This is a genomic window from Nocardia sp. NPDC006982 (assembly GCF_042869435.1).
In the GTDB taxonomy this organism is placed as follows: Bacteria; Actinomycetota; Actinomycetes; order Mycobacteriales; family Mycobacteriaceae; genus Nocardia.
Window position 1 is genome coordinate 63,991 of sequence record NZ_JBIAFV010000011.1, and the last position, 17,969, is coordinate 81,959.

The following is a 17,969-nucleotide window of genomic DNA, read 5'->3' on the forward strand; positions in this document are numbered from 1 at the left end:
GCTTGCGTAACCACGAAGGGCCCTGGGAACACCGCAATTCGAATACAGCCGGCTCGGTTGTGGTGAACTTGCTGCATGGGCATCAAGGTGTCGCTCGAACACCGGACCACCTACACCTTCGACCGGTCGGTGGAGGTCCATCCCCATGTGGTGCGTTTGCGGCCCGCGCCGCATTCGCGGACCAAGATCGAGGCGTACTCGATGCGGGTCACCCCGGGCGATCACTTCTGCAACTGGCAGCAGGACGCGTTCGGGAATTTCCTTGCCCGGCTGGTCTTTCCGAATCCGGCGCGGGAGTTGTCCATCACCATCGGGTTGATTGCCGATCTCGAGGTGATCAACCCGTTCGACTTCTTCATCGAGGATTACGCCGAACACTTTCCGTTCGCCTACAGCCCACAATTGGTTGCGGACCTGGATCCGTATCTGCGTCCGGTCGATGAATCCGAGCCGGGTTCGGGACCCGGTGCGCTGGTTCGGGAATGGGTGCGTGCGTATATGCCGACCGATCGGCCGCGCACCATCGATTTCCTGGTCGCGGTCAATCAGGCGCTGCGTGATGACGTCGGGTACGCGATTCGGATGGAGCCCGGTGTGCAATCGCCGGACCACTCCCTGCGCAGCGCGATCGGGTCGTGCCGTGATTCGGCGTGGTTGCTGGTGTCGATACTGCGGGAATTCGGCTTGGCGGCGCGGTTCGTCTCCGGATATCTGGTGCAGTTGGCACAGGACGTGCCCGCACTCGACGGGCCGTCGGGACCGCCCGCCGATTTCACCGATCTGCATGCCTGGACCGAGGTGTTCCTGCCCGGTGCGGGGTGGGTCGGCCTCGATCCGACCTCCGGCCTGTTCGCGGGCGAGGGGCATATACCGCTGGCCGCGACACCGAATCCGACCTCGTCGGCGCCGATCACCGGCACGACCGGGCGGACCGAGACGACCATGGATTTCGCCAATACCGTGCGGCGGGTCCATGAGGATCCGCGAACCACATTGCCCTACACCGCATCCCAGTGGGAGCGGATCACGGCCGCGGGTGCGGCGGTCGACGAGCGCATGGCCGATGTCGGGCTGACCATCGGTGGCGAGCCGACGTTCGTATCGATCGATGATCAGATCAGCCCGGAATGGACGACCGAGGCGGACGGGGCACGCAAACGCGAACGCGCCGTCGATCTCGCCGATCGGTTGCGTCGCAGCTATGCGCCGACCGGGTTGGTGCAGTATCGGCAAGGTAAGTGGTATCCGGGAGAACCGTTGCCGCGCTGGGAGATTGCGGTCGCGTGGCGCACCGATGGTGAACCCGTCTGGACGCGTCAGGATCTGCTTGCTGATCCGTGGACGCCACCGAGGATGGTTGCCTCGGTGCCGGAGGGGGAATCCGTCAGTGTGGCGCCGATGGCTGAGCACTCGGGGGATATGACGCGGCACCAGTCGACTTCGGCTGATGGCGCGCCGAGCGATGGCTCATTGGTCGGCTCAGGGCCAGGTGATGGCGTCGGGAAACTTGCGGTGCTGGAGCGCGGTTCGATCAGTGGCCTCGGGAGTTCGTCAGGGCCGCAGTCTCATTCGAATGTTTCAGGCGGTGGATTCCCTACCGCGATGACCGGGGATGGGTCGGCTCCAGGCACCGAATCAACTGTTCGTACGCGGTGGCCGGCGCCCGCGGGTCCCGAATCCGCCCGGTCGCTGATCGCGCATATCGCCGCAAGTCTCGGCCTGCCGGACACTCAGGTGCGTCCGGCCTACGAGGACCCACTGGCCCGGCTGGCGGGCAGTGTCCGTGCGCCCGAAGGTGATCCGGTAGACCCGGCCGATGATCTGGAACAGGATTCGGCGCAAGCGCGCAAGGAACTGTTGGCGCGGCTCGACACGGCCGTGACCGTGCCCGCCGCCTATCTGCTTTCGCTGTATCGCCGCGCGGACGGTGCCGGGTGGGCCAGCGCCGACTGGCGGATGCGGCGCGGCAAGTCGTCCGACCAGCCCGAGGGGCGAATCGTATTGTCGGAGGGCGACGCTCCGGCCGGTCTGCGCTTGCCGCTGGATGCCGTCTCGTGGCAGCCGCCGCGTCCGCGCCCGGACAGTGATCCCCTGTTCATGGGACCGCTGCAGTTCCCGCGGACCGAACCATCCGCTGTGGTGGAGAACCCGGATTGGGAGCCGACCACCGCACTCGTCGGCGAGGTCCGCAATGGCCGACTGCACGTCTTCCTGCCACCGCTGGAAGAACTCGACGACTTCCTCGAGCTGATCCAGCGCGTCGAGGCCGCCGCGGCGGCGGTGGGGCAGCCGGTGGTGCTCGAGGGCTACGCCCCGCCCGTCGATGCCAGGCTGCGCAGGCTCTCGGTGACGCCGGATCCCGGCGTGATCGAGGTGAATGTGCAGCCGACCGCCTCCTTCGGCGAACAGGCCGAACTGCTTTCGACGCTCTACGAGCAGGCCGGACTGGCCCGGCTCGGCACCGAATCCTTCGATGTCGACGGGACGCACAGTGGAACCGGCGGCGGCAATCACATCACGCTCGGCGGGGTCACCCCCGCGCGCTCACCGCTGCTGCGCCGCCCGGATCTGCTGGTCTCGCTGCTGACCTACTGGCAGCGGCATCCGGCGCTTTCATATCTGTTCGCCGGTCGCTTCGTCGGCCCGACCTCACAGGCGCCTCGCGTGGACGAGGGCCGCGAGGACGCACTGTACGAATTGGAGATTGCCTTCGCCGAAATCGCTCGGCTGAGCAGGGATTCGGACGCGCCGTGGCATATCGATCGCGCGCTGCGTCATCTGCTCACCGACCTCACCGGCAATACCCACCGCGCCGAATTCTGCATCGATAAGCTCTACAATCCGGAAACGGCAAGGGGCCGACTGGGATTGGTGGAGCTGCGCGGCTTCGAGATGCCACCGCATTTCCAGATGGCCATGGTGCAGTCGCTGCTGGTGCGCGGCCTGGTCGCCCGGTTCTGGGCGGAACCGTTGCAGGCCAGACTGATTCGGCACGGCGCAAATTTGCACGGCCGCTATCTGCTGCCGCATTTCCTGATGGCCGATATCGCCGAGGTGGCCGCCGACCTGCGTGGGCACGGCATCGAATTCGACACCAGCTGGCTCGACCCGTTCACCGAATTCCGCTTCCCGCGCATCGGGACCGTGGTGCTCGGCGATGTCGAACTCGAACTGCGCGGTGCGATCGAGCCGTGGAAGACCCTCGGCGAACAGACCGTGGCGAGCGGCACCGCCCGCTATGTCGACTCCTCGGTGGAGCGGTTGCAGATCCGGGTGGTCGGCGCGGACCGCGACCGTTTCGTGGTGACCTGCAATGGGATGCCGGTGCCGCTGCTCGCCACCGACAAGGCCGATGTGCAAGTGGCCGGAGTGCGCTATCGCGCGTGGCAGCCGCCCAATTCGCTGCATCCGACCATCACTGTCGACGCGCCGCTCGTATTCGATCTGATCGATGCCGAGACTGGGTTGTCCCGCGGCGGCTGCACCTATCACGTCGCGCATCCGGGTGGCATGGCATATGACGAGCCGCCGGTCAATGCGGTGGCTGCGCAATCGCGCCGCAACCGGCGGTTCGAGGCGGCGGGCCACACCACTTCCCGGGTCGATCCAGGGGTGCTACGTGCGAAGATGGCAGCACAGTCCATCGACATCGGTGCGCCGGGCATCCTCGATCTGCGCCGGGCGCGCACGGTGTGGGGACTGGTCAGCGATCGGTAAGCGAGGGGCGGAGGTCGGCGCGGTGACTATGCGCGACGAAGCGCGCGGCTCGGGTGCTCGGGAATCCGAGACGACGCTGTTGAATGCCGGACGGCTGAGTGTACGCGAGCAGGTCGCGGAACAGTTCGCCAGATATCGCGCCGAGGGTGCGGACACCGCGGGCTACGACGAATGCGGTCGGCCGACCGGCGGGTATTACGACGAGCTCGTCGATTCCGCGGGTGGTGTGCGGCGCATGTGGTCGGAGCTGTCCGCCGATTTCGTGGAATTGGGCACGACCGGACTCGGGCGGCTGGACAGCCGGGTGCGCAGGCTCATCGATGACGACGGCATCTACTACACCGAGGTGGGTGCGGCGGGCGAACCGCCCATGCCGACCGCCTGGCGGCTGGATCCGATTCCGTTGCTGGTCTCCGCCGACGACTGGACTCGGCTGGAGGCCGGGCTGGTGCAGCGCTCGCGGGTGCTCGACGAGGTGCTTACCGATGTCTACGGCGCGCGCCGCACCATCACCACCGGTCTGCTGCCGCCGGAGGTGGTGTTCGGCAATTGCGGATATGTGCGGGCCGCGCACGGCATCACGATTCCCGGGCGGCACCAGTTGTTCCTGCACGCCTGCGATCTCAGCCGGTGGAGCGACGGACAGTTCCGCGTGATCGCCGACTGGGCGCAGGCGCCGTCGGGTGCCGGATACGCGCTGGCGGATCGGCGGGTGGTGTCGACGGCGATTCCCGAGGCCTTCGAACATTCCAATCCGCGGCCGCTCACGCCGTTCGCGCGGGCCATGCGATTGATGTTGATCGAGTCCGCGCCGATGGCCGATGACAATGATCCGGTCGTCGTGGTGCTCAGTCCCGGTGTGCATTCCGAAACCGCCTTCGACCAGGCCTATCTCGCCTCGACGCTGGGTTTTCCGCTGGTGGAGAGCGCGGATCTGGTGGTGCGCGACGGTGCGCTGTGGATGCGCTCGCTCGGCAGGTTGAAGCGGGTCGATGTGGTGCTGCGGCGGGTGGACGCCGAATTCTCCGATCCGCTTGACCTGCGGCCGGATTCGCGGCTCGGGGTGGTCGGGCTGGTGGAGGTGCTGCGGCGCGGCGCGGTGACCGTGGTGAATACGATTGGCAGCGGATTGCTGGAGAATCCCGCGCTGGCCGGATTCCTGCCGCGGATCTCGCGGGCCCTGCTCGGCGAGGAGTTGGCGCTCGAGAGTGCGCCGACGTACTGGGGTGGCAATGACAGCGAACGTTCGCATCTGATCGCGAATCTGGATCGGCTGATCATTTGCTCGGCGGTCGACGGTGCGACGCGGTTCGGTCCGGAACTGTCGAATGCCGAACGCGCGGAACTCGCCGCTCGGATCGAGGACTGCGGCTGGCAGTGGGTCGGGCAGGAGCCCGCGCAGTTCTCGGTCGCGCCCGCAGTGCAGGGTTACGGCGGACTCGCCTCGGCGCCGGTCGGTATGCGGTTGTTCTCGCTCGCCCGACGCGGCGGCTATACCGCAATGGAAGGTGGCCTCGGCCAACTGTGCCAACGCCTGCAACCCGAGCGGGTAGTCATAAAGGTTGCCGCCAAAGACATTTGGGTCCGCGCCGCCCCGACCGCCGTCGCCGCCATCAGCACCGAACCCGCCCCCGAGGAACGCGAACGCCGCGCCCCGACAATCGAACCGGTCAGCTCCCCCCGCGTACTCAACGACCTGTTCTGGATGGGCCGCTACAGCGAACGCGCCGAAGCCGTTGTGCGCCAACTGATCGCAACACACGACTGCTACCAGGACTACCGCTACCGCCACTGGCTGGATGGCGCCGACGCGCTACCCGTACTCATGGCCGCGCTGGCCCGCACCACCGGAACACCGGCTCCGCTCAGTGTGCTGCCCGGTGATGTGCATGGTGCCGGGGTAGTTGAGAAGGTGGCCGCTGAGCCGAGTGCGACTGGGGCGGAGCCGCGCCCGTCAGCTGCACGGTCACAAACGCAGTCGCAGGCGGCAGGACCTGGTCCGCGTGCAGCAGGGGCGTCGGGTCCGGCCGGAGCGGAACCGCCTGCGTCGCAGTCGGCCGGTCAGGGCCCCCAGGCGCCGGGAGCGCCGTCCGGTTCCGGCGAGCCCGGGTCGGATACGACTTCCGATGCGCAGCAGCCACCTTCGGCAGGGTCCGGTTCGCGTGCAGCCGCATCGGAACCGCCCGGATCGCAAACGCAGTCGCAGGCCGGGCAAGGCGCGAGTGCCGCGGGAGCGGCGCCGGGCTCCGTCGACCCCTCGAAGCCGGTTGCTGCGATTACGGCTCGGTCGGTCGTGTCTGAGGAGGGGCGGGAGGGGCACGACTATTTGGTGGCGTTGACCGTTGATCGGGATATGCCGGGGTCGATGGCGTTTGCGATCAGTCGGTACGGGTCGGCGGCGCGGGCGGTGCGCGATCAGTTGTCGGTGGATACCTGGATGATTCTGGGTGCGGTGGATCGGGCGCTGGAGGAGTATCGATTCACCGGTGACGATCAGGAATCGGCATTGTCGGCGGTGCATTCGCTGTCGTTGGCGGCGCTGCTTTCACTGTCCGGTATCGGTGCCGAATCGCTGGTGCGCGATACCGGTTGGTACGTCATGGATATCGGCAAGCGCATCGAGCGGGGGCTGTCGTTGACCGCATTGCTCGGGGCCGCGCTGACGACGGTCTATCCGCCGGAAGCCGAGCGGGTGGTCACCGAAACGGTGCTGCGGGCGACCGAGTCGTCGGTGAGTTACCGTCGGCGGCACCGGGATTCGGTGCGGGTATCGGCGGTGGCCGGGCTGCTGCTTTTCGATGCAGGGAATCCCCGCTCGCTGGCCTATCAGCTCGATCAGCTCGATGCCGACTTCCAGGCGCTGCCGGGTGCGTCGGGATCCTCACGCCCGCAACGACTACTGGCCGATGCCCAGCGCATGCTGCGCCGAGTGGATCCGGCCGATCTGGATATCACCGATGCCGAGGGCCGACGCACCGAACTGGCCGAGTTGCTGGAGGGCGTGCATTTGCGGTTGCGCAAGATCTCCGAATCCTTCGAGACCACGAAACTGGCGCTGCCGGTCGGCATCCAGCCGCTGTGGGGTAGCACGAGGGTCGTTGGATGATCGCGCGCAACGCCGCCGCCCGGCACTACCGGGTCGAGCATCGCACCACCTACAAATATTCCGACGAGGTCACCAGCTCCTATGGGCGCGCCTATCTGACACCGCGGGAGTTTCCCGGACAGCGCCTGCTCTCGCACGAGATCCATATCGATCCGACGCCGTCGGACCGCTCGATCGGCACCGACGTGTACGGCAACACCACCTCGTATTTCCATGTCACGGCAGAACATACGAAGCTCGTGGTCACCGGCGAATCAGTGGTCGAGGTCGACGTACCCGATGCAACCGCGGTGAGCGCCACCGGCAAGCCTTGGGAGCAGGCCCGCCCGTCCACCGCCACCGGCCCGCTGGCGGTGGAATTCACCCTCGACCTGCATCCGCCCGAGATCACCCCCGAGGTCACCGCATACGCCGCCGAATCCTTGACGCCCGGCAGGCCGCTGCTGGAAGCGGTGACCGAACTCAACACGCGCATCCACGACGACTTCACCTACAAATCCGGCTCGACGACGGTATCCACCAAAGTCGCCGACGTCTTCGCCGCACGTGCGGGCGTCTGCCAGGACTTCGCCAGGATCGGCGCCGCCTGCCTGCGCTCACACGGGCTGGCCTCGCGCTATGTATCCGGTTATCTGGCAACCGATCCGCCGCCGGGGAAGGAACGCATGGTCGGCGCGGACGCGACGCACGCCTGGTCCGCGGTATGGGTTCCCGGCGATACCGCGCACGACCGGACCGGTCACTGGATCGGCTTCGACCCCACCAACGACCAATTCGCCGACGAGCGGTACGTAACTGTCGCATGGGGTCGCGATTATGCCGATGTGCCCCCGATGCGTGGCATCATCTACACCGACGCCAAGGAGAGCTCGATCACGGTATCCGTCGACGTGGCGCCGGTAGAGGTGTAGCGATATGCGCGATTTCACCTGTCCGAACTGCGGACAACAGTTGGCCTTCGAGAATTCGGTGTGCCTGTCCTGTTCCAGCCCACTGGGTTTCAGTCTCGCCGATCGCGCGCTGGTGGTGATCGGCGATCCGCCGGGCGACGCGGCGGTGGATCGGTCGCGAGGCGTTGTCGATCGCGACCGCTTCCGGCTCTGCGACAACTTGCATGTGGCGGAATGCAATTGGTTGGTGCCCGTGCCCGGTACCGAGGTCTCGGTCAGTGCGATCGTGCCGCCTCCCTCGGGTATGTCGGAGGATGCCTGGCAGATCACGGCGTCGACCGCGGATGGCAATGACGGACCGCGACTTTGCGAATCCTGCCGCCTGACCCGCACCCGCCCCAACGATCTCGACGCCGCGGGCCTGCGGGCCTTCGCCGAGGCCGAGGCGGCCAAGCGCCGCCTGATCATGGAACTGGTCGAACTCGGTCTGCCGGTCGTCGGCCGCGACCGGAACCCGCACACCGGCCTGGCCTTCGACCTGCTCTCCAGCGCCACCGACCGGGTTGTCACCGGCCACAAGAACGGTGTGATCACCGTGGATCTGGCCGAGGCCAACGACCCGCATCGCGAACAATTGCGCATCGAGATGGATGAGCCGTACCGCACCCTGCTCGGCCACTTTCGCCACGAAATCGGTCACTACTACTTCTCGGTGCTGGTCGCAGATGACGATGCCGCGCAACGCTTCCGGAATCTGTTCGGTGATCCGGACGCCGACTACCAAGCGGCACTGGACCACCACTACTCCGAGGGCGCACCCGCGGGCTGGGAAAATGGCTACGTCTCTTCCTACGCCACCATGCACGCCGCCGAGGACTGGGCCGAAACCTTCGCGCACTACCTGCACATTCGCGACACCCTCGACACCGCCGCCGCCTTCGGCATCGCCCCCGCCGGCGCGACCCTCGACCGTCCCCAAGTCGGCCGCGCCGGCTTCGACCACATTATCGACCTCTGGCTTCCCCTCGCCTGGTCGCTCAATATGGTCAACCGCTCAATGGGCCACGACGACCTCTATCCCTTCGTCCTGCCCGACCCGGTGCTCGAAAAAATGCGCCTGGTGCACGACCTCTGCACCACGCCGGAGCCCCGCTGAGCTAGCCGACCCCGTTGGTCGCGATCACGTGGTCCGCCATGCCTTCCGGTCCCCACTGGTTCTGCGCCAGCGCCTCGTATACGCAGATCAGCAGTAAAATCCGGGCTCGCTGTCCGGCCGTCAATTCGGTGTCCAGATACGAATCCTGGACACGCAGGCCGGCGCCGGATACCCGGCGCGGGTTCGGCTCGGACAGCAACCAGAACAACTCCGGACCGATCAAGGTCGAGCGGCCGCCGGTTTCGGTGAACCACCGGGACGCGTATTCGATCATCAGATCGGTGAATGTTTCTCCGCTGCTGATCGATTCCGCGAACTGGTTCAACGCCCCTGAGCGATCGATGCCGCTCTGGATCACCGACGCGAGCCGGCCCGCGACCTCCCGGAATTGTTCTACGCCCTGGTCTTGCCAAACGGTAAAAGCCATCGCTTACTCCATCGACGTGTCCGATTGTGGCTGAAGCAGTTTCGAGTCAGAAGGGGTTGATCGTTGTCTTGCCGCCCGTGCCGTTGGTCGCGAATGTCGGAGTGATCCGCGGCGCGGCTGCTGTCCGAGGCAGCGCGCTGGCCAGCAGCTTTTTCGGAGCGACGGGCAGCGGGTCGGTATTCTCCAGGATCGCGGCGCCCCGCGTGGACACGACACGCTCTTCCTGCGGTGCCGAATCCCAATCGTCCTGTGCCGCGTCGTCCCAATCGTCCTGCACGAGGTCCCAATCCTGCTCTGCCGCTTGATCGCGGACTTCTGGCGTTACCGGTGCGAGGTCCGTCGGCATCGCCGGTGTGCGATCCTCCTGCGCTGCGGGGATCTGCTGCGCTGCTGGGACCTGCTGCGCTGCTGGGGCCTGCTGCGCTGCTGGGGCCTGCTGCGCGGTGCGGCCGCGCCCGAACAGCATCAGGGTGAGATGCACCGCGAACAGCATGGTCAACGGCATACCGGCGTACAGGGACAAAGACACGGGGCTACCCCCGATTTCGCGCGCGTACTCGATATTTCCGGCCACCGACACCAGGGTCCAGAAGACGAACAGCGCGGTGGCGTACCACCAGGCCGAACTGCGCCGCTTGAAGGTGGCGGTGGCAATGATCGAACCGATGACCAATCCGTCGATGGCGATCGGCACATTCGCGGCGAGCGCCGGAGCCACCAGGTTTCGCACCGACAGGTCGTGCAATGCGGCAAAAGACATTTCGAATGAGGTGAGTGCGACGACGCCCGTGACGATTGCCGAAGCATGTAGCGGGCGCGGCCGCCATGCCCGTAGCCGGGTGACGAAGGACGGCCGACGATCCGTCGATACCGACTGTTCCTCGAGCAGTTCCGATTCCGTAGCTGTGATCGTCGCCATAGCGGGAGCGTATCGTGCATCACTCCATATTCCGCCGAGGCACCCGGCGAAGAGCGCGGCGCGTTGCCCCGACGCTCAGGCGCGCAGGCGTTCTCGGCGGAGTTGGTCCACCTCGGGGAGGTGCAGTGGGGGGAGTTCGTCCACGCCGAGGACGCGCGCGAGCAGGAGGTCGGCGAGTTCCGGATTGCGGGCGAGGGCGGGGCCGTGCATGTAGGTGCCGATGGTCGAGCCCTGGACCACGCCCTCGAGTCCGTCGCCCACACCGTTGCCGACGCCGCGGGTGACGTGCGCGAGCCCGGTCGCGTCGCCGCCGAGTTTGGTTCCGCCGCGATGGTTTTCGAAGCCGGTGAGGGCGGCGGTGAGACCGGGGAGCAGCGGGGTGGTCGTCACCTCGCCGATGGCGCGCTTGACCTGCGGGGAGGTGGTGACATCGATGAGGCCGACGCCGTCGACGCGCTCGCCGGAGGAGGTCTCGTACCAGTGGCCGAGCACCTGGATTGCGGCGCAGATGGCAAGTACCGGAGCACCTTTCGCGGCGGCCTGCTGCAGGCCGGGATAGCGCTGCAGGTGCCGGGTGGCCAGGCGCTGCGCCGAATCCTCCGCTCCGCCAAGGGTATAGATGTCGAGCGACTCGGGAACCGGGTCGGACAGCGTGATTTCGACGATCTCGGCGTCGTGGCCGCGCATGCGCAGCCGCTGCCGCAGCACCAGCGCATTGCCGCCGTCGCCGTAGGTGCCCATCACATCGGGCAGCACCAAGCCGATTCGTACCGTCGATTCAGGCCCGCCCGTCACTCGGCCACCACCCCTCATCGAATCGCTACGCGATGCTGCCATCAGTTCTGCTCCTCCAGATCGCGGTTGAGATCGCGGAACGCGGTGTAGTTGGCCAGCACCTCGACCCGCCCCGCCGGACAGGATGCGATGGCGTGCAACGGATCCGGCACCGTGGTGTGCCGGACTCCGGCATAGGTCAGGCGCACCGCGAGATCGGTGGCGCGCTCACCGGCGGCCACCACCTGAATGCCCTCGAAGTGCTCGAATCGCACATCCCACAGCCAGGACAGATCCTCGCCGTCGGGCACCTGCCCGTTCACCGCGATCACCAGACCTGCCGAATCGGGCTCGATCATCGACAGCGCCTCCTGCCAGCCGGCCGGATTCTTCGCCAGCAGCAGCCGGGCGGCATGCTCGCCGACCTGCACCGTCCGATAGCGACCGGCGATCTCGCGCACCGTACCCGCCGCGGTCGTCGCCGCCGCCGGATCCGCGCCGAGGGCGACCGCCGCGGCGACCGCCTGCGCGGCATTGCCCTTGTTGGCCCGTCCGGGCAGTGCCAATTTCAGCGGCAGCCGGACACCGTCGGGTCCGACCAGCTCATCGCCGTCCAGCCACCAATTCGGTTCGGGTCGTTCGAAATCCGTGCCGGTGCTGCGCCAATGCGCACCCTCCCAGACGATCGGCTCACCGCTGCGCGGACAACTCGTCGCATCCATCGACCAACCGCTGCCCGCCGCGACCCACACCACATTCGGGTGGTCGTAGGCAATGGAGGTCACCAGCACATCGTCGCAGTTGGCGATCACCACGGTCTGCGGATGCCGCGCCAGTCCGGCGCGCAGCTTGCGCTCGATCATATTGATCTCGCCGACCCGATCCAGCTGATCGCGGCTGAGATTCAGCAGGACCACCACGGACGGATTCAGCGAATCGGTGACGTGCGGCAGATGCAGTTCATCCACCTCGATCGCGGCCAGCGGCGTCCCGCGGTGCGCACTCAGCGCGGCCACGATGCCCGCGTCCATATTCGCGCCGTCGGCCTGCGTGGCGACCTTGCCGAGGGTACTCAGTGCGGCCGTGGTCATCCTGGTGGTGGTCGACTTGCCATTGGTGCCGGTCACCAGCACGGTGCGCCGCCCGCGGCCCAGCTGATCCATGATCGTCTTATCGATCTGCAGGGCGATCAGCCCGCCGATCATCGACCCCTTGCCGCGGCCCGCCTTCTGCGAGGCCCACGACGCTGCCGCCGCCGCCCGCAGCGCGAGTCGCCCGCGCACCGTTATGTCTGCCACGCCGCGAGTCTATGTGTTCTGCCCGGCGGCGCATTCGCTGCGGCCCACCCGCTCGGCCGCAGTGACCGTACTCACTCCCGGTACAGCTTGGCGTTGTAATTTTCCGGCGAGTAGTAACGCTCCAATTCCTCCACCGACTCCGTCACATTGGTCTGGACCTCTTTGACGAGTCGGCCGGGACTGGGCAGATTGTCGACCGGCCACTGCTCCGGTTCCCACAGGTGACTGCGGATGAACGCCTTTGCGCAGTGGAAGAAGATCTGCTCGATATCGACCTCGATCGCCAGGATCGGGCGATGGCCCTTGACCACCATGTCGTCGAAATACGGTGCGTCGCGAACCAGGCGCGCCCGGCCGTTGATGCGCAGCGTTTCGCGGCGGCCCGGAATCATGAACAGCAGCCCGACGTGCGGATTGCTGAGGATATTCAGGTAGCCGTCGGCCCTGCGATTCCCCGGCCGTTCGGGAATGGCGATGGTGGTGTCGTCGAGCACCTTCACGAAACCGGCCGGATCGCCCTTCGGTGAGGTGTCGCAATTGCCGTCGGCATCGCTGGTACTGAGGGCAATGAACGGGGTGGCCGCGATCCAGTCGCGGTCGCGGGGATGCAGTGCGATGCGCTCCTTCGTCGCTGCTCGCGGCATGACCTCCCCGAGCAACTGCCGCAGCTCGGCCGGGTCGGTGATCTGATTCGTTTCGGTGATCTCGCCCATACTTCGATCAAAGCACCGGCACGGGTCGCCGACGATCGAATTATGTTCCCGCGAGGGGAGATCGATCACAGTCGCACGTCGAACAGGTTCGGCTGGCCCGCGGCATAGCGGTCGGCATCGATGCGGCGCAGCGGTTCCAGTTCGGTGGCACGGTAGAGGGTGAACTTACGGCAGCGTTCGGCATTCGAACCCGAAACGTCGAGAATGGCATTGACCGCGTCGCGCGCGGATTCGTTGGCGCCCTCCATGGTTGCCAGATCGACATTGGTGCGCACGTAATCGCCTGCCAGGAACAGGTTTTCGAGCGCGCCGTGGGCCTGCGGCCTGCACTCCCACGATCCGGCGGTATTGATGAGTAGCGGATCCGCATTGGCATTGCGCCGCTGGGACTCCTGCCAGCTGATGCCCGGATCGAGGAACCAGGAGTGCAGATCGGCATCGCGCAGCAGATCGTCGCGGTCGTTCAGATGCGCCCGCAGTTGCGCCCACACCTCGCGCGCGATCTCCTCGTGCGTGCACTCCTTGGCGGGCTTGCCGTAGAGCATGCCGGGGGAGTTCCAGTCGGAGATATCGACCGAGAGGCAGTCCTGCACCGTGCCGTCGCCGAATTCGGTGAGTTTGCGCGTCCACAGCTGATTCTGGGTGATCGAGGTCAGCGACCACGGGGCATCGATATAGGCGGTGTGACCGTGTGAAATATCCATCGGCCTGCGCAGATAGAACTGGATTCCGTTCATCCAGTCGACGAAGAGGCGATCCATCGCGGCCAGTTCCGGGCGCACCTCGAGTACGTCGGGCGACCAGAGCGCGCGGGCCCGTTCGGCGGACAGCGCGACCACGAAATAGTCGGCGTCGATGCTGCGCTGTGCGCCGTTTTCATCGACGATGCGGGCCGAGGCGATCCGCCGATCGCGCACCTCGAGTCCGCGTACCTCGGCCCCGACCGCGAATTGCACGCCGAGGTCGCGCAGTCGCTGCACCCATGGATCGATCCATACCGAATTGGTCGGGCCGTTGAGCACCCGATCCAACGCGCCGTCGTTGCCGATTTCGAAGGGGTTGCCCAGGAACTGTTCGCCCATGGTGCCGATGGTGCGGACGCTGGCGACATCCTCCTTCGCGGCGACCATGATGCTGGTCAGCGTGCGCGAGAGCAGGGCGCGGAATTCATGGGAGCGCTGGTGGCCGCCGACGAAATCACGCCATGAGGTTTGCTCCCACTGTCCTAACCGCCTGGCATCGCAGCTGGAGTTGAATACCAGCAGGCGATCGGCGAAGTAGGCGCCTTCCTCGGCGGGCATTTTCAGGGTCGTCGCGATTGCCGCGCCCATCGTTTCGCGGAACGCGTCCGGAGTGAAATTCGTGCGGGCCTTGGGGCCAAGGGGAAGTCGGAAATCATCGCCGCCGCGGCGGGCGAAACGCGCCTCCGGCACGCCGATCAGATTATTCCAAACGCCATTCGGATTGCCCGCGAACGGAATTCGCCGCATGGTGTCCGGAATGTGTTGATAGAAGCCGGGAAAGAAGCGGAAGCCGTGCTCGCCGGGTAGATCCGGCCGTCCGCCCGACCCGCTGCCCGGCACCGGAATACTGCGCGCCTTGCCCCCGAGCGCACGTCTCTCGAATACGGTGACCTGGAACCCACGCTCGGCCAATTCGTGCGCCGCGGTCAATCCAGCGACCCCACCGCCGAGCACCGCGACCCGCCCGCCGCCGGGGCTACCCGCGGCAGGCGCCGGTCGCAGCCCACCGGCCGTCAGCGCCCCCGCCGTTGCTGCCCCCATCGCAACCGTGCCGCGAAGCATCGTTCTTCGCGAAACGGTCCACTGTTGATGTGCCATGCGCTTCTTTGCTGCCCTAAGCCTTTGGACCGATCTCTACCGCCGCCAAACACTGTAAAGCGACTGCTTGTGGGTGAGCCGACCCACCCCTGCCGCCGCCGGACCCGGTCGGCCTCGCATTCGACCAGGTCACGAATACAGCGGGGCAGACACTACCGGGCGGTGTGACCGGGTCGAGTTAATTTCTGGAACCGGGGTTGTACGCAAACTTCGCAGGTCAGAGCGTAGTTGTGGCGGTGTTGGCGAAAGGGGGCAGGTAAATCGCGTGCGGCTGAGCCGGGCTGTCTATCGCAGGCTGTGTTGGCGAGACGGAAATGGACCTGCGCGATGGCTCTGGGCCGTACGAACCAGGGTTGCTTGCCGAGGGTCGGCTCCGGCGCCGGGGGCGTGGTCGGGACCGGTTGCGCTGCTGTGGCAATCGCGTGGCGGTTGGCTCAGGCGTCCACCGATCGGGGGTTGCATGCCGAGGGTCGGCTCCGGCGCTGGGGGCGCGGTTGGGACCGGTTGTACTGCTGTGGCAATCGCGTGGCGGTCGGTTCAGGCGTCCACCAATCTGGGTTGCTTGCCGAGGGTCGGCTCCGACACCGGGGTAGCGGGCGAAACCGGTTCCGCCGCTGTGGTATTCGCATCGCGACGTCCCGCCTTCGTCGCCGCGAACGCACCCGCGATCACGATGGCTCCGCCGAGCAGTGACAGCGGTGTCGGGTCCTCGCCGAAGGCGGCCCAGGCGGCGAGGATGCCGACCACAGGGACGAGCAGGGACATGGGGGCGACCGTGCTCGCCGGGTACCGGCTCATCAGGTAGGTCCACAGACCCGAGCCCGCGATGGTGCCGAGCGCGACGATGTAGGCGAGGCCGAGTAGCGCGTGCCAGCCGCCGGGGGACGTGACGTCGGTCAACGCATGCAGGCCGGTCGTCGGCCCTTCGATGAATGCGGACAGCGCGAACATCGGGATCGGCGGCACAACCGACATCCACAGCGTCAGATGCAGTGGGTTGACCTCGCCGGACGCCGTGGCCAAACGTGAGCCGATATTGCCGAAGGCCCACCCGAGCCCGCCCGCCAGCGTGAGCAGCACCGGCAACAGCGCCGCATGCTGTGCGCGATCGAGCCCGATCACCCCAATGCCCGCCACGGCGACGCCGATGCCGAGCAACTGCGTCACCCGCAACCGCTCCCGCAGGAACAGCGCACCCAGGACAACCGTGAACGGCGCGGAGGATTGCAGCACCAGCGAGGACAACCCGGTCGGCATGCCCACGCGCATCGCGGTGAACAGGAACGCGAATTGCAGAATCCCGAACCCGATCCCATACAGCAGCAACCACCGCAGTGGCACCTTCGGCCGCGGCACGAACGCCAGCACCGGCACCGCGATCACCACGAACCGCAGCGCAGCGAAGAAGAACGGCGGAAAGTGGTCCAGCCCCACCCGAATAGCAATGAAGTTCAGCCCCCAGAGCAGGACAACGGTAAGCCCGAGCAAGCGGTCACGATTGGTCACGTTCCTTATCGTCGGTAATGAAACCAATAAGAACAATCGAATAAATATGCACTATCGATGTAGCATTGCTTAATGGTTTTCGGCAGTCGTCCGCCTCTGACTCCCGACGCCGCGCGATCGGTCGGCAACACCGGCGAGCGCGGCGCTGTCGCGGCGTCGGTGTCAGCACTTGCGACCGAGGTCGCAGCCTCGCCGCCGGCTGCAATGTCGGAACAAGCCGCGGCTGCGCGATCGGGCCGCGCAGGAATGCCAGGGATCGCAGTCTCGCTACCGGGTGCAGGGGTGGCGTATGCCGCGGTGTCGCTGATGGTTGCGGTTCAGGTCGCGGCGTGGCCTTCGGTGGCAGTGTTGGCGTACGCGGGTGCGCTATCGGGTGGTGCGGGGATGCCGGCGATCGCAGGTTCGCTATCGGCTATAGGAGCGGCGCGTGTCGCTGCCGCCTGAGGACGTGCGGATTGGGCCGCCGATGGCGGTTGAACGGCTGCGGGTGCTACGGGAATTCGCGGATCGCGGGACGATCGCGGCTGTGGCCGAGGCGCTTTCGATGACTCCTTCCGCGGTATCGCAGCAGCTCAAGGTGCTTGCCAAGGAGGCGGGTGTCGCGTTGCTCGAGCCCGATGGGCGCCGGGTTCGGCTGACCGATGCGGGGCAGGCGCTTGTCGTGCGCGCTGACGAGGTGCTCGCCGCGATGGACCGTGCGGTGGCCGAGATGGCGCACTATCGCGGGTCCGCGCGCGGCCGGGTCCGGGTCGCGCTGTTCCCGTCCGGTGCGGCGCTGCTGCTGCCGCGGGTGCTGCCCGCACTGGCCGACAGTGGTGTCGAGGTCGTCGCCCGTGACGAGGACCTGCCGCCGAGTGAAGTGCCGCGGCTGCTCGCCGACTACGACATCGTTCTCACCCATCGCGACGAGCGCTCAGCCGGTATCGCGGGTCCTCGCGTCAGCACTACGGTCATCATGCGCGAACCCACCGATGTCGTTGTCGCACCGACCCATCCGCTCGCAACTCGCACCGAGGTGACCCCGGCCGAACTCGCCGAGGAGACCTGGCTCAGTGTCCGCGGCGGCTTCCCGGTCGACGACGTGCTGCGCTCCATCGCAACCATGACCGGCGTCCAACCTCGTATTGCCCAGCGCCTCAATGACTTCCGCGTCATCGAAACCCTCGTCGCCGCCAACTACGGCGTCGCCCTCATGCCTCGCTGGGCCGTCGCACACCCGGATCTGGCTGTCCTACGCCTGTCCGGCGTGCGCGCCGCCCGCCTGTACGAACTCGCCACCCGCCCCCACGCCGCCACCCGCCCCGCCATAGCCACCGTCCTGCAAGCCTTCCGCACCGCCGCAGCCGAAATCGCCGCCGAATAGCCCAGCCCCCGGCAGCCTGCTGTCGCACACCCAATCACCACCTCGCAGAGGCTGCACCGTATGCGCCGTGCTCACTACCAGTGCGCCAGCCGGATCTCGGGCACGTCCGCTGATCACGGGGCTGGCGACTGCCGTGCCCGTGCGGTGGAATCCGTTGGCGCATAGCGTGTGGCGCTGTCGCACGGGCGTGCATCCTGTGCGCCGTGGACGGGGTGGCAGGTTTCAGGCTCGCAGAGGCCGCACCCCTATGTGTGGTGCT

Annotated in this window: 12 protein-coding genes; 5 read left to right on the top strand and 7 right to left on the bottom strand. The window is 66.7% G+C overall.

Annotated features, from left to right (window positions below; translation table 11 throughout):
- The first annotated feature begins 75 nt into the window (after positions 1-75).
- Genes ACFYOW_RS33725 through ACFYOW_RS33740 form a run of 4 tightly spaced genes read left to right on the top strand, consistent with a single transcriptional unit; the run spans position 76 to position 8,869 of the window.
- Entirely contained in the window at positions 76-3,717 is a 3,642-nt protein-coding gene (locus ACFYOW_RS33725) for a DUF2126 domain-containing protein (RefSeq protein ID WP_387294119.1), read from the top strand.
- A gap of 28 nt (positions 3,718-3,745) precedes the next feature.
- Positions 3,746-6,823 carry a circularly permuted type 2 ATP-grasp protein gene (locus tag ACFYOW_RS33730; RefSeq protein ID WP_387294269.1) on the top strand — a complete coding sequence of 1,026 codons (3,078 nt, stop codon included), beginning with the start codon at positions 3,746-3,748 and terminating at the stop codon, positions 6,821-6,823.
- Positions 6,820-7,734 (top strand): transglutaminase N-terminal domain-containing protein, encoded by a 915-nt coding sequence (locus ACFYOW_RS33735; RefSeq protein WP_387294120.1) that lies wholly within the window; start codon positions 6,820-6,822, stop codon positions 7,732-7,734. The genes ACFYOW_RS33730 and ACFYOW_RS33735 overlap by 4 nt, the downstream gene beginning before the upstream one ends.
- Positions 7,735-7,738: 4 nt before the next feature.
- Complete coding sequence (locus tag ACFYOW_RS33740) at positions 7,739-8,869, top strand: putative zinc-binding metallopeptidase (RefSeq protein WP_387294121.1); 1,131 nt, start codon at positions 7,739-7,741, stop codon at positions 8,867-8,869.
- 1 nt (position 8,870) lies between these two features.
- Here ACFYOW_RS33740 and ACFYOW_RS33745 read toward each other — a convergent pair whose 3' ends face one another.
- The 7 genes from ACFYOW_RS33745 to ACFYOW_RS33775 all read right to left on the bottom strand — a co-directional run bounded on the left by ACFYOW_RS33745 (position 8,871) and on the right by ACFYOW_RS33775 (position 16,347).
- Positions 8,871-9,296, bottom strand: coding sequence for a hypothetical protein (locus ACFYOW_RS33745; protein ID WP_387294122.1), 426 nt, complete (start codon positions 9,294-9,296; stop codon positions 8,871-8,873).
- Between the two features lie 46 nt (positions 9,297-9,342).
- Positions 9,343-10,215 (bottom strand): DUF2637 domain-containing protein, encoded by an 873-nt coding sequence (locus ACFYOW_RS33750; RefSeq protein WP_387294123.1) that lies wholly within the window; start codon positions 10,213-10,215, stop codon positions 9,343-9,345.
- 75 nt (positions 10,216-10,290) lie between these two features.
- On the bottom strand, positions 10,291-11,028 hold the full coding sequence (locus ACFYOW_RS33755) for a type 1 glutamine amidotransferase (protein WP_387294270.1): 738 nt from the start codon (positions 11,026-11,028) through the stop codon (positions 10,291-10,293).
- 23 nt (positions 11,029-11,051) lie between these two features.
- Positions 11,052-12,287 (bottom strand): MurT ligase domain-containing protein, encoded by a 1,236-nt coding sequence (locus tag ACFYOW_RS33760; RefSeq protein WP_387294124.1) that lies wholly within the window; start codon positions 12,285-12,287, stop codon positions 11,052-11,054.
- Positions 12,288-12,358: 71 nt separating this feature from the next.
- Positions 12,359-13,000 (bottom strand): pyridoxamine 5'-phosphate oxidase family protein, encoded by a 642-nt coding sequence (locus ACFYOW_RS33765; protein ID WP_387294125.1) that lies wholly within the window; start codon positions 12,998-13,000, stop codon positions 12,359-12,361.
- Between the two features lie 65 nt (positions 13,001-13,065).
- The gene (locus ACFYOW_RS33770; protein WP_387294126.1) at positions 13,066-14,784 is read right to left on the bottom strand and encodes an FAD-dependent oxidoreductase; all 1,719 of its coding nucleotides are present in this window, start codon (positions 14,782-14,784) and stop codon (positions 13,066-13,068) included.
- A 594-nt stretch (positions 14,785-15,378) separates the two neighbouring features.
- Positions 15,379-16,347: an EamA family transporter gene (locus ACFYOW_RS33775; RefSeq protein ID WP_387294127.1), complete on the bottom strand. Its 969-nt coding sequence runs from the start codon at positions 16,345-16,347 to the stop codon at positions 15,379-15,381.
- A gap of 466 nt (positions 16,348-16,813) precedes the next feature.
- Here ACFYOW_RS33775 and ACFYOW_RS33780 point away from each other — a divergent pair, with 466 nt between their 5' ends.
- Positions 16,814-17,710: a LysR family transcriptional regulator gene (locus ACFYOW_RS33780; RefSeq protein ID WP_387294271.1), complete on the top strand. Its 897-nt coding sequence runs from the start codon at positions 16,814-16,816 to the stop codon at positions 17,708-17,710.
- The last annotated feature ends 259 nt before the right edge of the window (positions 17,711-17,969 follow it).

Coding starts and splice junctions, on each gene's coding strand:
- ACFYOW_RS33740 (WP_387294121.1), top strand. CDS start 7,739: ATGCGCGATTTCACCTGTCCGAACTGCGGACAACAGTTGGCCTTCGAG.
- ACFYOW_RS33770 (WP_387294126.1), bottom strand. CDS start 14,784: ATGGGGGCAGCAACGGCGGGGGCGCTGACGGCCGGTGGGCTGCGACCG.
- ACFYOW_RS33755 (WP_387294270.1), bottom strand. CDS start 11,028: ATGAGGGGTGGTGGCCGAGTGACGGGCGGGCCTGAATCGACGGTACGA.
- ACFYOW_RS33765 (WP_387294125.1), bottom strand. CDS start 13,000: ATGGGCGAGATCACCGAAACGAATCAGATCACCGACCCGGCCGAGCTG.
- ACFYOW_RS33745 (WP_387294122.1), bottom strand. CDS start 9,296: ATGGCTTTTACCGTTTGGCAAGACCAGGGCGTAGAACAATTCCGGGAG.
- ACFYOW_RS33735 (WP_387294120.1), top strand. CDS start 6,820: ATGATCGCGCGCAACGCCGCCGCCCGGCACTACCGGGTCGAGCATCGC.
- ACFYOW_RS33780 (WP_387294271.1), top strand. CDS start 16,814: ATGGCGGTTGAACGGCTGCGGGTGCTACGGGAATTCGCGGATCGCGGG.
- ACFYOW_RS33750 (WP_387294123.1), bottom strand. CDS start 10,215: ATGGCGACGATCACAGCTACGGAATCGGAACTGCTCGAGGAACAGTCG.
- ACFYOW_RS33725 (WP_387294119.1), top strand. CDS start 76: ATGGGCATCAAGGTGTCGCTCGAACACCGGACCACCTACACCTTCGAC.
- ACFYOW_RS33730 (WP_387294269.1), top strand. CDS start 3,746: ATGCGCGACGAAGCGCGCGGCTCGGGTGCTCGGGAATCCGAGACGACG.